Annotated in this window: 13 protein-coding genes and 1 riboswitch; of the genes, 7 read left to right on the top strand and 6 right to left on the bottom strand. The window is 68.8% G+C overall.

Annotated elements, in window-relative coordinates:
• Positions 1-263 precede the first annotated feature (263 nt).
• Entirely contained in the window at positions 264-1,340 is a 1,077-nt protein-coding gene (hisC, locus tag AB0D53_RS07415) for a histidinol-phosphate transaminase (protein WP_362441441.1), read from the bottom strand.
• A 373-nt stretch (positions 1,341-1,713) separates the two neighbouring features.
• On the opposite strand from hisC, the gene AB0D53_RS07410 reads away from it, so the two are divergent.
• From AB0D53_RS07410 to AB0D53_RS07400, 3 genes are all read left to right on the top strand, one after another.
• Positions 1,714-2,826, top strand: coding sequence for a LacI family DNA-binding transcriptional regulator (locus AB0D53_RS07410; RefSeq protein WP_072488202.1), 1,113 nt, complete (start codon positions 1,714-1,716; stop codon positions 2,824-2,826).
• A gap of 173 nt (positions 2,827-2,999) precedes the next feature.
• Positions 3,000-4,058 carry a metallophosphoesterase gene (locus AB0D53_RS07405; RefSeq protein ID WP_362441437.1) on the top strand — a complete coding sequence of 353 codons (1,059 nt, stop codon included), beginning with the start codon at positions 3,000-3,002 and terminating at the stop codon, positions 4,056-4,058.
• Positions 4,059-4,240: 182 nt separating this feature from the next.
• The gene (locus AB0D53_RS07400) at positions 4,241-5,065 is read left to right on the top strand and encodes a hypothetical protein (protein WP_362441434.1); all 825 of its coding nucleotides are present in this window, start codon (positions 4,241-4,243) and stop codon (positions 5,063-5,065) included.
• Between the two features lie 131 nt (positions 5,066-5,196).
• On the opposite strand, the gene thiC is transcribed toward AB0D53_RS07400, so the two are convergent.
• Entirely contained in the window at positions 5,197-6,972 is a 1,776-nt protein-coding gene (gene thiC / locus AB0D53_RS07395; protein ID WP_362441431.1) for a phosphomethylpyrimidine synthase ThiC, read from the bottom strand.
• A riboswitch (TPP riboswitch) is annotated at positions 6,965-7,098 on the bottom strand. Its footprint overlaps the gene before it by 8 nt.
• A 70-nt stretch (positions 7,099-7,168) precedes the next feature.
• Here thiC and AB0D53_RS07390 point away from each other — a divergent pair.
• The gene (locus AB0D53_RS07390) at positions 7,169-8,503 is read left to right on the top strand and encodes a YibE/F family protein (RefSeq protein WP_362441428.1); all 1,335 of its coding nucleotides are present in this window, start codon (positions 7,169-7,171) and stop codon (positions 8,501-8,503) included.
• Positions 8,504-8,584: 81 nt separating this feature from the next.
• Here the strand turns inward: AB0D53_RS07390 and AB0D53_RS07385 are convergent, their stop codons facing one another.
• The 4 genes from AB0D53_RS07385 to AB0D53_RS07370 all read right to left on the bottom strand — a co-directional run bounded on the left by AB0D53_RS07385 (position 8,585) and on the right by AB0D53_RS07370 (position 10,858).
• On the bottom strand, positions 8,585-9,022 hold the full coding sequence (locus AB0D53_RS07385) for an SsgA family sporulation/cell division regulator (protein ID WP_072488197.1): 438 nt from the start codon (positions 9,020-9,022) through the stop codon (positions 8,585-8,587).
• A 101-nt stretch (positions 9,023-9,123) separates the two neighbouring features.
• Entirely contained in the window at positions 9,124-9,894 is a 771-nt protein-coding gene (locus AB0D53_RS07380) for a helix-turn-helix domain-containing protein (RefSeq protein ID WP_362441425.1), read from the bottom strand.
• 243 nt (positions 9,895-10,137) lie between these two features.
• Positions 10,138-10,350 carry a DUF5326 family protein gene (locus tag AB0D53_RS07375; RefSeq protein WP_362441988.1) on the bottom strand — a complete coding sequence of 71 codons (213 nt, stop codon included), beginning with the start codon at positions 10,348-10,350 and terminating at the stop codon, positions 10,138-10,140.
• A 190-nt stretch (positions 10,351-10,540) separates the two neighbouring features.
• A complete protein-coding gene (locus AB0D53_RS07370; protein ID WP_072488196.1) occupies positions 10,541-10,858 on the bottom strand; it encodes a cupin domain-containing protein in 318 nt (105 codons plus the stop codon).
• A gap of 68 nt (positions 10,859-10,926) precedes the next feature.
• On the opposite strand from AB0D53_RS07370, the gene AB0D53_RS07365 reads away from it, so the two are divergent.
• The 3 genes from AB0D53_RS07365 to AB0D53_RS07355 all read left to right on the top strand — a co-directional run bounded on the left by AB0D53_RS07365 (position 10,927) and on the right by AB0D53_RS07355 (position 13,578).
• Entirely contained in the window at positions 10,927-11,304 is a 378-nt protein-coding gene (locus AB0D53_RS07365) for a phage holin family protein (RefSeq protein WP_362441421.1), read from the top strand.
• Positions 11,305-11,371: 67 nt separating this feature from the next.
• The gene (locus AB0D53_RS07360) at positions 11,372-12,496 is read left to right on the top strand and encodes a cystathionine gamma-lyase (protein WP_362441417.1); all 1,125 of its coding nucleotides are present in this window, start codon (positions 11,372-11,374) and stop codon (positions 12,494-12,496) included.
• A 185-nt stretch (positions 12,497-12,681) separates the two neighbouring features.
• Entirely contained in the window at positions 12,682-13,578 is an 897-nt protein-coding gene (locus AB0D53_RS07355; RefSeq protein ID WP_362441414.1) for a LysR family transcriptional regulator, read from the top strand.
• Positions 13,579-13,604: the final 26 nt, after the last annotated feature.

Below are 13,604 nucleotides of genomic sequence, written 5' to 3'. Positions count from 1 at the left end.
CATCGGCAGTTTGCCCTTTAAATCCGACCGATCACGGGAGGAACAGGACACGCTTGTGAACGCGTTCACATTCACAAGCATTATGACGCACAGACTTTCGGGACGTTCGGGCGGGGTACCCCTCTTGGGACGTTCCGATCAATCCACCCGAACCAGACGCCCCTGGAGCACCGCGGACCCCAGGGAACGAGAAGGCCCCGTACCTCGTCGACGAGGTACGGGGCCCGGATCCCCTGATCGCGCGGACGGACCGCGCGACCGCCCTACAGCTCCTTGCGGTACGACTCGGCCACCTTCAGGAACAGGTCGTTCGCCTCGTCCTCCCCGATCGTGACCCGCACACCCTCACCCACGAACGGCCTGACCACCACTCCGGCCCGCTCGCACGCCGCGGCGAAGTCCGCGGTGCGGTCCCCGAGCCGCATCCAGACGAAGTTCGCCTGGGAGTCCGGTACGGTCCACCCCTGACCGGCCAGCGCCCGCTGCACCCGCTGACGCTCGCACACCAGCGAGCCCACCCGCCCCAGGAGTTCGTCCTCGGCACGCAGTGAGGCGACCGCCGCGTCCTGCGCGAGCTGGCTGACCCCGAAGGGCACCGCCGTCTTGCGCAGCGCCGCCGCCACCGGCTCGTGCGCCACGGCGAAGCCGACCCGCAGCCCCGCCAGGCCGTACGCCTTGGAGAAGGTCCGCAGCACCGCCACATTGGGCCGGTCCCGGTAGATCTCGATGCCGTCCGGCACCTCGACGTCCCGGATGAACTCCCGGTACGCCTCGTCGAGCACCACGAGGACATCGCCCGGCACCCGGTCCAGGAACCGCTCCAGCTCGGCCCGGCGCACCACGGTGCCGGTCGGGTTGTTCGGGTTGCAGACGAAGATCATCCGGGTGCGGTCCGTGATCGCGTCCGCCATCGCGTCGAGATCGTGCACCTCGTCGGTCAGCGGCACCTTCACCGAGGTCGCACCGCTGATCTGCGTGATGATCGGGTACGCCTCGAAGGAGCGCCAGGCGTAGATGACCTCGTCACCCGGGCCCGAGGTGGCCTGGAGCAGCTGCTGCGCCACACCGACCGAGCCGGTCCCGGTGGCGAGGTGCGACAGAGGCACACCGAAACGCTCGGCCAGCTCGTTCATCAGGCCGGTGCAGGCCATGTCCGGGTAGCGGTTGAAGTTCCCGGCCGCGGCCAGGGCGGACTCCATCACCCCAGGCAGCGGCGGATAAGGATTCTCGTTGGAGGACAACTTGAACGCGACCGGTCCGCCGGCCGCGGCCGGCTTGCCCGGTACATAGGCGGGGACGCCGTCCAGCTCGGCGCGCAGCTTGGGGCTCGTCTCGCTCACCGCAGGTCCTCCTCGACCGTCTCTGTACACATCAATACTGCTCACCTTATGAGGATTGAGCGCCGCTGCGAATGGCCCCGGGCGCCCAATCGTCCGGTGCGACCGGGAATGGGGGGAGCGCTTCCCCTTACGGCGCGCGCCGGTGGCTCACTCCGTGGCGCGCGTCCCTCGAAAAGGTGAGATGAGACCTCTTCGAGACATCGACCATTTAGTAGGCCCATCGACTTCGGCACATGACACACTACGGTCAGGCCCATCAACATCCTTGGTTTTCAAGGCATTTGACCATTAACGATCATGCAAAAACGTGCCTGTCAACGAGTGAATATGCGACCGGGCCTACCGCCCCTCCGAGCCCTACTATCGGCTCGCCATGACAGCAGCAGGGAAGCACCAGGTGAGCCGGACGGACACACCCCGGCGCGGCGGCCGGCAGGGACGAGCGGGAATCCGGGATGTGGCCGCCGCCGCCGGAGTCTCCATCACGACCGTCTCCGACGCGCTCAACGGCAAGGGCAGGCTCCCGGACGCCACCCGCCGCCATGTCCGCGAGGTCGCAGAGCGCCTGGGCTACCGCCCTTCCGCCGCGGCCCGCACCCTCCGTACCGGCAAGTCCGGCCTCATCGGCCTGACCGTGACGACCTACGGGGACGAACCCTTCACCTTCACCGAATTCGCGTACTTCGCCGAGATGGCCAGAGCGGCCACCTCCGCCGCGCTCGCCCGCGGCTACGCCCTCGTCATCCTGCCCGCCACCTCACGCCACGACGTCTGGTCGAACGTCGCGCTCGACGGCACCGTCGTGATCGACCCCTCCGACCAGGACCCGGTCGTCACCGAGCTCGTGCGCCAGGGGCTGCCCGTCGTCTCGGACGGCCGCCCGGCCGGCACCCTCCCGGTCACCGCCTGGGTCGACAACGACCACCGGGCCGCCGTGCTCGACCTGCTCGACCATCTCGCCGCCGCCGGGGCCCGCCGCATCGGTCTGCTCACCGGCACCACCACCGACACGTACACCCGCCTCTCCACCAGCGCGTACCTCCACTGGTGCGAGCGCGTGGGCCAGGACCCGGTGTACGAGTCGTACCCCGCCCACGACCCGTGCGCGGGCGCGGTCGCCGCCGACCGGCTGCTCGCCCGCCCGGACCGGCCCGACGCCGTCTACGGGCTCTTCGACCCCAACGGCACCGATCTGCTGGCGGCGGCCCGCAGGTACGGCCTGCGCGTCCCGGAGGACCTGCTGCTGGTCTGCTGCAGCGAGTCCACCGTGTACGCGACGACCGAGCCCCCCATCACCACCCTCTCGCTCAAGCCGCGCAGAATCGGCACGGCAGTCGTCCAGCTCCTGATCGATGCCATCGAGGGCGTGGCTCAGGACGGACCGGTGGAGCAGGTCATACCGACCGAACTCATCGTGCGGACCTCCTCGCAACGCCGTCCACCCCGCACCACGGTCAGCGCGCCCCGTTCCCCGGCAGGGGATTGATCAGGCGATTTCGGACCAATCGGCTGGTGAACCCGACGTGCGTCCGGATTCACCACCCCTGGTGCGTCACACAGCACGATCCGCATTCCTATGATGGGCGCACGACACCGCGGACCGCCCCGACCAGCAGGGCCCGTCAGGTGTACGGCGGCGCGACGGTGGTGGAGGGGTCGATGACACAGGGGGCCGGTCAGGAACCCGTGGTGCGGACTGCGACGTTGCGCGACTTCCGCGTACCGCCCTATGCCCAGACCCCGGTGCCGCCATCACCACCGCACCCGGGCAACGCCGTGCCCGGCGGCGAGCCGCCGGAGGGGTACACCCCCACCGAGCGCGACCTTCCCGTGATCAACCGCGGCGACACCCTGCAGGTGACGGCCGTCCCCGACCCGCGGCCCGTACCGGACCAGGGCCTCGGACCGCTGTACGTGGTCGGCGACGTCCACGGCTACCTGGACGAGCTCCACGCCGCCCTCGCCGAGCAGGGCCTGATCGACGCCGACGGCAAGTGGTCGGCGGGCAATGCCCGGCTCTGGTTCCTCGGCGACTTCACCGACCGGGGCCCCGACGGCATCGGGGTCATCGACCTCGTGATGCGCCTGTCCGCCGAGGCCGCGGCCGCCGGGGGCTACTGCAAGGCCCTGATGGGCAATCACGAACTCCTGCTCCTGGGCGCCAAGCGGTTCAACGACACCCCGGTCAACTCCGGTGCGGGCACCGCCACGTTCCAGGCCGCCTGGCTGCTCAACGGCGGTCAGAAGAACGACATGGAGCGGCTCCAGGACGTCCACCTCCAGTGGATGTCCCGGCTCGACGCGATCGTCGAGGAGGACGGGCATCTGCTGATGCACTCCGACACGACGGCCTACCTCGAATACGGCACCACCATCGAGGACGTCAACGACACGGTGCACGCCATCCTCACGCGTAACGACGCCGATGAGTGCTGGGACCTCTTCCGCAAACTCACCAAGCGGTTCGCCTTCCGCGACGAATCGGGTCCGCAGGCCGTCCGGGAGCTGATGGCGGCCTACGGCGGACAGCGCATCGTCCATGGTCACAGCCCCATTCCGTACCTCCTCGGAGAGGTCGGTTCGGAGGACGGCGAGGACAGCTCCGGCCCCGTGGTCGAGGGTCCGCACGTGTACGCGGACGGGCTCGCCATCGCCATGGACGGCGGAGTGACCATGGCCGGAAAGCTGCTGGTCGTCCAACTGCCCCTGCATGACTGACGTTCTTCCGGGAAGACGCTCCCAGGAACTGAGCACGCCGAACACCGGGCCTATTTGCGGAAACCCCCTGTCACCCCGTGCCGTGAGCGCTCTACCATCGGCGTATCAGTAGCAGGCTCTCCTCCGTTTCCGCCCAACTGCCAGTCCTGAGCGGGCAGTCAGGCTCGACGGAGCATCGGGGGATGCACATGAACAGCGCTCCGCACCTGCTGGCCGAGGACCGACCCGAGTACGAGCGGATCCTCGACGACGCACTGCGCCATGCCCATGAACGACCAGATCTGGCCGCGGTCGGCGAGCGGCTCAACGCCGTACAGCTGCGCACCATGGCGCTGGACGCCACCGAGTTGATCACCTCCACGGCCGCCACCGAGTACAAGCACTATGTACAGGCCCGAGAGGAACTGCGCGGCCCCGCCGACGGGGAGGACCAGGACCCGGGCCCCGGGTTCACCGCCACCCGTCCGCATCAGTCGGGCGCCGGCATAGGAGCCGTGATCACGGTCCTGGCGCCGGTGCTCGCCGGTACCGCCGCGTTCATATTCCTGCTGGCCGGCTATCTGCTGAGACTGCTCGACCCGCCTCCTTCGTTCGCCTCCACCATGGTCTCCGCCGGCTGGTTCTTCGCGGCGGTCACGGCCGCAGCCATCCTGGCCGCCGCCGCCGGGCTGCTCATCACCGCGCTGCGCAACGGACCGGACTCGCAGCCCGTCGACGAGGAGGAGGACGAGCTGCCGGAGGACGTGGCACGGGCCAGGGAGGCGTGGCGTCATGCCCTGCTGGAGCGCGGCATACTGCCGTTCCTGCGGGACGCACTCGCCGACCCCGAGGCCGCTCCCGCCGCGCGCACCCCGCTGCCCTCGGCGAACCGCATCCCGAAGGTCGGCTACAGCCGGCCGGACTTCTCCAGCCCGGGCGACGGACCGGCGGCGGGCCCCCGCCCGACGTTCACCTCACCGGACTTCACCAGCCCCGACTTCGGCGGCCCCGAGCACGAACTGGACTGACCGGCTCCGCACGGCTCGACGGCGGGGCCGGTCGCCTCGACGGCGGAACCGGTCGCCCGGAAGCCGGAGCCTTTGGAGCGACCGCCCGGGCCCGTCCGGCCGTGATCCGCCGGACGGACCCGAGTCCCGGATCAGTCCGCGATCGGCAGATAGACCCGGTTGCCGGACGCCGCGAACTCCTTGGACTTCTCCGCCATGCCCGCCTCGATCTCCGTCTGCGAACCGCCGTGCTCACGCCGGATGTCCTGGGAGATCTTCATAGAACAGAATTTCGGTCCGCACATCGAGCAGAAGTGCGCCGTCTTCGCCGGCTCGGCAGGCAGCGTCTCGTCGTGGAACTCCCGCGCGGTGTCCGGGTCGAGAGCCAGATTGAACTGGTCCTCCCAGCGGAACTCGAAACGGGCGTCCGAGAGCGCGTCGTCCCAGTCCTGCGCCCCCGGGTGGCCCTTGGCGAGGTCCGCAGCATGCGCCGCGATCTTGTAGGTGATGACGCCGGTCTTCACATCGTCCCGGTTGGGCAGGCCGAGGTGCTCCTTCGGCGTGACGTAGCAGAGCATCGCCGTCCCCCACCACGCGATCATCGCCGCGCCGATGCCCGAGGTGATGTGGTCGTACGCCGGCGCGACATCGGTGGTCAGCGGGCCGAGCGTGTAGAACGGCGCCTCCTCGCAGATCTCCTGCTGGAGGTCGATGTTCTCCTTGATCTTGTGCATCGGGACATGGCCCGGGCCTTCGATCATGGTCTGTACGCCGAACCGCTTGGCGACCGCGTTCAGCTCGCCCAGCGTGCGCAGTTCGGCGAACTGCGCCTCGTCATTGGCGTCGGCGATCGATCCGGGACGCAGCCCGTCGCCCAGCGAGTACGTCACGTCGTAGCTCGCGAGAATCTCGCAGAGCTCCTCGAAGTGCTCGTACAGGAAGGACTCCTTGTGGTGCGCGAGGCACCACGCCGCCATGATCGAGCCGCCCCGGGAGACGATGCCGGTCTTGCGGCGGGCGGTCAGTGGCACGTACGGCAGGCGCACGCCGGCGTGGACCGTCATGTAGTCGACGCCCTGCTCGGCCTGCTCGATGACGGTGTCCTTGTAGATCTCCCAGGTGAGTTCCTCCGCCCGGCCGTCGACCTTTTCGAGGGCCTGGTAGAGCGGAACGGTGCCGATCGGCACGGGGGAGTTGCGCAGAACCCACTCACGGGTGGTGTGAATGTTGCGGCCGGTGGACAGATCCATGACGGTGTCGGCGCCCCAGCGCGTCGCCCACGTCATTTTTTCCACCTCCTCCTCGATGGAGGACGTCACCGCGGAGTTGCCGATGTTGGCATTGACCTTCACCAGGAACCGCTTGCCGATGATCATCGGCTCGGTCTCGGGGTGGTTGACGTTGGCGGGCAGCACGGCCCGGCCGGCCGCGATCTCCTCCCGCACCACCTCGGGCTCGACGTTCTCCCGGATCGCCACGTACTCCATCTCCGGGGTGATCTCGCCCCGGCGGGCGTACGCGAGCTGGGTCACCGGCTGCCCGTCGCGGCTGCGGCGCGGCAGGCGCGGGCGGCCGGGGAAGACCGCGTCGAGGTTGCGCAGCCCGCCGCGCGGCGAGGTGTGCTTGAGCCCGTCGTCCTCCGGACGGGCGGGGCGGCCCGGGTACTCCTCGGTGTCGCCGCGGGCGACGATCCAGTTCTCCCGCAGCGGTGCGAGACCGCGGCGGACATCGGTCCCGACGGCGGGATCGGTGTACGGACCCGACGTGTCGTACAGCGTCACGTCCTTGCCGTTGGTGAGGTGCACCTGACGGACCGGCACCCGGAGGTCCGGGCGCGAGCCCTGGACGTACCCCTTGTGCCAGCCGATGGACTTCCCGGCCTCGTCGCTCTGGTTCGAGGCAGGCGTGCGTGCGTCCGCTGTGGTCATGAGACCTACTCCCTACGCCGGCATTACCCGGTAACAGGTTCGGCGGTCGGCGCAGCCCTTCCCGTACGGACGTACGGATATCAGCGCCCTCTCAGCCCGGTGCTCCGAGCTCCCGCGTGTGCAAAGGTCCCTCCACGCTAGCGCCCCGTCCGGCGTGATGAACAGAGGGCCCGTCCCTTCTTGCGATGATCGGCCGGTGACGTCCCTCCATATCGACCACGAACCGCAGGGCCATCAGCAGGGCCATCAGCACGGCCACTCGCACAGCCACGGCCCTGCCGCACCCGTCTCCAAACATCTGCGCAAGGTCATCGCGGCCGTACTGATCCCGTTCGCCGCCGCCGTGCTCGTCGGCCTGGTGGCGCTCTGGCCGGGCGGTGCGCCGGCGCACGAGAGAACCGGCGTCGGATTCGACCGGCAGACCCAGCAGGGAAAGGTGGTGAGCATCGACATGGTGGACTGCAAGGAAGTGAACGCGGTCCAGACACCCCTGGGCGGAGACACCACACCGCCCTCGGGAAGCGGAAGAGGACCGTGCAGGAAGGCCACGGTCGAGGTGACGAGCGGTCACGACAAGGGCCGCACCTTCGTCGAGATCGTCCAGCCCGACTCCCCGCGCCAGTTGCGCCAGGGGCAGGGCGTGGTGGTGTCGTACGCACCGGACGCGCCCCACGATCTGCAGTACTCGGTGACGGACGCCAACCGGAAGTTCCCGATGGCTCTGCTGGCCGGGATCTTCGCCCTGGTCGTGGTCGCGGTGGGCCGCATGCGCGGGGTGATGGCACTGGTCGCGCTCGCGGTGTCGTTCGCCGTGCTGACCCTGTTCATCCTCCCGGCCGTTCTCCAGGGTTCGAATCCGCTGCTCGTCGCGGTGGTCGGGGCCAGCGCCATCATGCTGATCGCGCTCTACATGTGCCACGGCCTGACCGCCCGCACCTCGGTCGCGGTGATCGGCACGCTGATCTCACTGCTGCTGATCGGACTGCTCGGGTCGCTCTTCATCGGCTGGGCGAGCCTGACCGGCAACACCGATGACAGCACCGGCCTCATCCACGGCCTGTACCCGCACATCGACATGAGCGGTCTGCTGCTGGCCGGTGTCATCATCGGTTCGCTCGGGGTGCTCGACGACGTGACAGTGACCCAGACCTCGGCGGTCTGGGAACTGCACCAGGCGAACCCGACGTTGGGTGTGCGTGGCCTCTACCGGGCAGGGATCAGGATCGGACGCGACCACATCGCCTCGGTCGTCAATACGCTGGTGCTCGCATACGCGGGCGCCGCGCTGCCGTTGCTGCTGCTGTTCTCCATCGCGCAGAGCAGCGTGGGGACGGTGGCCAACAGCGAGCTGGTGGCGGAGGAGATCGTACGAACGCTGGTCGGCTCGATCGGACTGGTCGCCTCGGTGCCGGTGACGACGGTGCTCGCCGCGCTGGTCGTCTCCGCGGACCGCACAGGGCTCGGCGCGGAAGCCGGAGCTTCGGCACCCGTACGGGCCGGGAAAGGCCGTCGTCGTAGGACGAAGCCCTGATCGTCTCAGCCAGGTGAACAATTCACCCATTCGGCAGGTACCGTGTTCGACCGGCGAGCCGGTCGGCGGCGCCCGTTCCCGTCAGCCGGCGTTCTGTTCCTCGGCGAGGATCCGGCCCAGGGCGTCCTCCAGGTTGCCCTCGAAGTCACCCAACGTGCACTCCTGCCCCAGCGGCACAAGCTTGTCGGTCCGGTCGAGAAATGCCACAAGCGGCGCCGTACCGGCCCGGAAGAGGGCTCGGTCCTCGCCGACCTGAAGCCGGATGTGTACGTCGGAAAGTCCCTCGGGCTCAGTGGGTCCGATGTGCACATCACCGTCACCACTGGGGCTGTTGAGGCCGTCGAGCAGCAGCTCACGGCCGAATGCCCAGGTGACGGGGGCGTCACCTGGCAGATGGAAGGTCATCCGGATCGCATACGGATCGCAGACCTCGTACCGGAGCTCCACCGGGATCCGGAAAGAGAGTTCCTCGGAAACGAGGAAGCTCATCATGACCTCAGCTTGAACCGACTCGCGCATCGTTCAACCCCGCAGTAGATGAATCTGGCCAGGAATGATCCCCCGTGGCCCTATTGACGCCATCGTGGTGCACGCGATAGCAGATCACAAGGAGTGATTTTTCAGATACTGATAGAGAACACGAACGAACGCAAGAGGTTGGCCACTTCGCCACGTAGTTGTTCGACTGCGGGGAGCAACCGGTTCTCCTGCTCCAGGGGTACGGAAATCGCCATCGCGGCGGCGGTGAATCCGGCTGTGATCGGGATGGCCGCGCAGACCGTGCCCAGGGCGTACTCCTGCCGCTCGATGACAGGTTCCATCCGCCCGAGCGAACGCAGTCGTTCGAGGAGTGCCGCGCGGTCCTTCACCGAGTAGCGGGTCAGCGGACGCACAGGGTGACGGTCCAGGTGGTCCTCGCGGGCCTTCTCGTCGAGCTGGCTCAGCAGGCACTGGCCGATCGCATGGGCGTGCCCGGTCTCCCGGAAGGACGCCCATTCGTCGACGGCGGGATTGGCGGGGGTGTCGGCGACCGCGACGAGTTCGATCTCGCCCTCGCGGTAGACGGCGCAGTACACCGGTGCGCCGATGATGTCCCGCCAGCGGCCCAGCGACTCGGCCATCCTGCCGCGGCGATTCTGCAAGGTCCCCTCGCCGACCAGGCGTTCCGCCGCGGTTCCCATGAGGAAGACGCCGTTCTCCCGGCGCAGATAGCCCTCGTGCGTCAGGGTGCGCAGCAGATGGTAGGCCGTGGGAAGAGGAAGCCCCGCCTCCCTGGCCAGCTGCTTCGCGGGCGCCCCGTCGCGATGGGCGACCACGGCTTCCAGCAACCGCAGCGCTCGCTGCACCGAACCGATCAGCGTCGGGGCAGCAGTGCTCGATGCCGTGGTCAACAGTCACCCCCAGGCATGGTGACGGGTGGTCAGCCCGCCTGTGGGGGCCGCCCCCACGGGCTGCCGCACGGCTGGGGCCCGGAGACCGGACGCCGTACAAACCACTGGTCACTGTGGTGACAGTCTGTTAACTCCCAGGCGCTGGCAGCGAACTTCCACTGTATCGGCCGGGTCCGCGGGGGACGTCGTTTCGCCTTCCGCTTAGCTCACCTGGGCTAACGCCCCGGCCGGTCTCCGATCGTCCTACCAGTCGCCGCGCGAGGAGGACGACGACATGAACTTGCGTACGACGAAAATGAGCCCACCGACCAGGATCACGAAGACCAGGACCTTGAAGAGCACCTCGATCACGAACCCGAGCACGCTGACGATCAGGCCGCCGAACACGACGATCGCGATGACCGGCACCGCGATCCACTTCACCCACCAGGGCATACCGGCGAATATCTCCCGCACGGCCATCGTCCCTACCTCGTCTCCTTGAGTTCCTGCTTCGATGCCTTGAATTCCTGCTTCGATGCTAGAGGCGCGGAGGGGGCCGACGGGGGCCGCGCAGCCCTTGAAGTCCCCTGACCGACCCCTGAGGGATCCCTGAGACCGGCCCCCCGCCCCCAGGTGGACCGGCTCGGCTCTCCGGCGGACCGGCTCAGCTCTCCGGCGGGGAGAAGACCACCATGACCCGCAGATCCTCGGTGATGTGGTGGAACTTGTGGGCGACACCGGCCGGTACGTACACCACGCTTCCTCTGCCCACCTGCGTGGTTTCCATGCCGACCGTGATCGAGGCACGGCCGCTGACGACGAGGTAGACCTCGTCCTGGTTGTGCGGCTGCTGCGGGTCGAGCTCACCGGCGTCCAGCGCGTACAGGCCGACGGACATGTTCCGTTCCTTCACGAACTGCAGATACGCGCCGTCGTTGGCGGCCCGCTCCGCTTCCAGCTCGTCCAGTCTGAATGCCTTCATGGCCTGTGCGCCCCTTGCCTCTGTACTGCCGGTGTCCGCCACCGATCACGTCTGCCACGATCAGACACATGAAGAATTTCGTAGTCAAGACGATCGCCAACGCAGGTGCGCTGGCCGTGGCCATCTGGCTGATCCAGGACATCACGCTGACCGGTGGCAGCACCGGCCGCAAGGCGCTCACGCTGATCGTGGTCGCCCTGCTCTTCGGCCTGGTGAACTTCGTGGTCAAGCCGGTCGTGAAGCTGCTGACCCTGCCGCTCTTCATCCTCACGCTCGGGCTGATCACGCTGGTGGTCAACGCGCTCATGCTGCTGCTGACCTCGTGGCTGGCCGGGCTGTTCGACCTGAGCTTCCACGTCGAGGGCTTCTGGACCGCTGTCCTCGGCGGCCTGATCATCTCGATCGTGTCCTGGGCGCTGAACGTGGTCCTGCCCGACGAGGACTGATCCGAGGCCTGCTGAAACAGTGCGGGCAGGACCGGCGGCACACCGAAGAGAGAAGTGAGGGAACGGTATGAGCACCATGGGTGACGGAACCCGGGCGGTACGGGCCGGGCTGCCCGAACCGGAGCAGTTCGAGCCCACTCTGCCCGGTCCGGTCTTCGCCGCGCACTTCCATCTCTCCGGTGAACCGACCGGTCCGTACACCTACGGCCGGGACACCAATCCGACCTGGACCCATCTGGAGCGCGCCATCGGCGAGCTGGAGGCGCCGGGGGAGCCCGTCGAAACCACGGTCTTCGCCTCCGGGATGGCGGCGATATCGGCCGTGCTGCTGTCCCAGGCACGCACCGGCGACGTGGTGGTGCTGCCCGACGACGGCTATCAGGCCCTGCCGCTGGTGCGTGAGCAGCTGGAGGCGTACGGGGTCGAGGTGCGGACCGCGCCGACCGGCGGCGATGCCCAGCTGGCGGTCCTCGACGGTGCCAGGCTGCTGTGGATCGAGAGCCCGTCCAATCCGGGACTCGACGTCTGCGACATACGCCGGCTCGTCGAGGCGGCGCATTCGGCCGGCGCTCTGGTGGCCGTCGACAACACCCTCGCCACACCGCTCGGCCAACGCCCGCTGGAGCTGGGGGCCGACTTCTCGGTGGCCAGTGACACCAAGGGGATGACCGGACACGGGGACATCCTGCTCGGGCATGTGACCTGCCGCGATCCGGAGCCGGCAGCGGCAGTGCGGCGCTGGCGCAAGGTGGTCGGCGCCATTCCGGGCCCCATGGAGGCCTGGCTCGCACACCGCTCGCTGGCCACGCTGGAGCTGCGGATCGACCGGCAGTGCGCCACCGCCCTGACGCTGGCGGAGACGCTGGGCAAGCGGCCGGAGGTGACCGGGCTGCGGTACCCCGGGCTGCCCACCGACCCTTCGTATCCGAAGGCCGTACGACAGATGCGGCGCTTCGGCTCCGTGGTGTCGTTCGTACTGCCCGACCGTGAAAGGGCCGAGCGCTTCCTGACCGAGCTGCGGCTGGTCGAGGACGCGACGAGCTTCGGCGGTGTGCGCTCCACCGCCGAGCGCCGGGCCCGCTGGGGCGGTGACGCCGTGCCCGAGGGCTTCATCCGTTTCTCGGTCGGCGCGGAGAACCCGGCGGACCTGGTGGCCGATGTGGAACGGGCGCTGGACGCGGCACTGGGCTAGGCAGAGGCCGGACGGTCCGAGCCTCCCCCCTCGTGGCTCGGACCGCCCTGGTTCCTCCTGCGAAGAACCGCCCGAACAAGGCTAGTTGACTCTCCGTCAGTGTCCAATCACGGTAGCGACAGAGACCTATCGACATATTTATAGTTGTACGGGTCCGAAGCGTCGTGAGGGTAGGAGGGCAGGACATGGACCTGGCCCTGCTGCGCACGTTCGTCACGGTGCACCGGGCCGGCTCCTTCACCAGGGCCGCCGCCCTGCTCGGCCTGTCCCAGCCGGCGGTCACCTCTCAGATCCGGACGCTGGAGCGGCAGCTCGGCCGCCCGCTCTTCCTGCGCAGGGCCCGCGGCGTGACCCCGACGTCCATCGGCGACGAACTCGCGCACCGGGCGGCGCCCCATCTGGACGCGCTGATCGAGATCACCGAGACGGAGCTCGACGAGGAGTCGGGCGTACGGACCCTGCATCTGGCCGGACCGCCCGAGTTCATCTCGACGCGCGCCCTGCCCGCGCTCGCCCCTCTCGTCGGCCAGGGGCTGGCGCTGCGCAGCTCCTTCTTCACCGGAACCGAGGAAGTACTGGAGGGGCTGGCCGCCGGACACCACGACCTGGCCATCGCGACGGCCCGCCCGCGCGGCGGGCTGTTCTCCGCGACTCCGCTCTGCGACGAGGAACACGTGCTGGTCGCCGCGCCGCGCTGGGCCGGGCGCCTCGGGCCCGGGACCCTGCGGCGCAAGGGGCCCGTGGTGCTGGACCAGTTGCCGGTCGTGGAGGTCCACGAGAGCCTGCCGCTCGTCGTCCGTTACTGGGCCTCGGTCTTCGAGAGCCGGCCCGCCGTCGCGGGGGCCGTCATCGTGCCGGATCTCCGGGCGGTCCTGGAGTGCGCCGCGGCGGGCGCCGGACTCGCCGTGCTGCCGCGCTATCTGTGCGAGAGAGCTCTGGAGCGGGGCGAGGTGGTGGCGCTCCTGGACCCGCCCGTGCCTCCCCTGCGCACCTACTTCCTGGCCGTCCGGACCGGCACGCTCGCGCTGCCCCACATCGCGCGGGCGCACGAGTGGCTGCTGCGGGCCGCCGCCGACTGGTGAGCGCAGGACGGCCCGGCACCCGTCCG

Origin of the sequence: Streptomyces sp. NPDC048295 (assembly GCF_040652135.1) — a bacterium.
GTDB lineage: Bacteria > Actinomycetota > Actinomycetes > Streptomycetales > Streptomycetaceae > Streptomyces.
The sequence above is the reverse complement of the archived record's forward strand: the minus strand, read 5'-3'. Positions and strand labels throughout refer to the sequence as shown.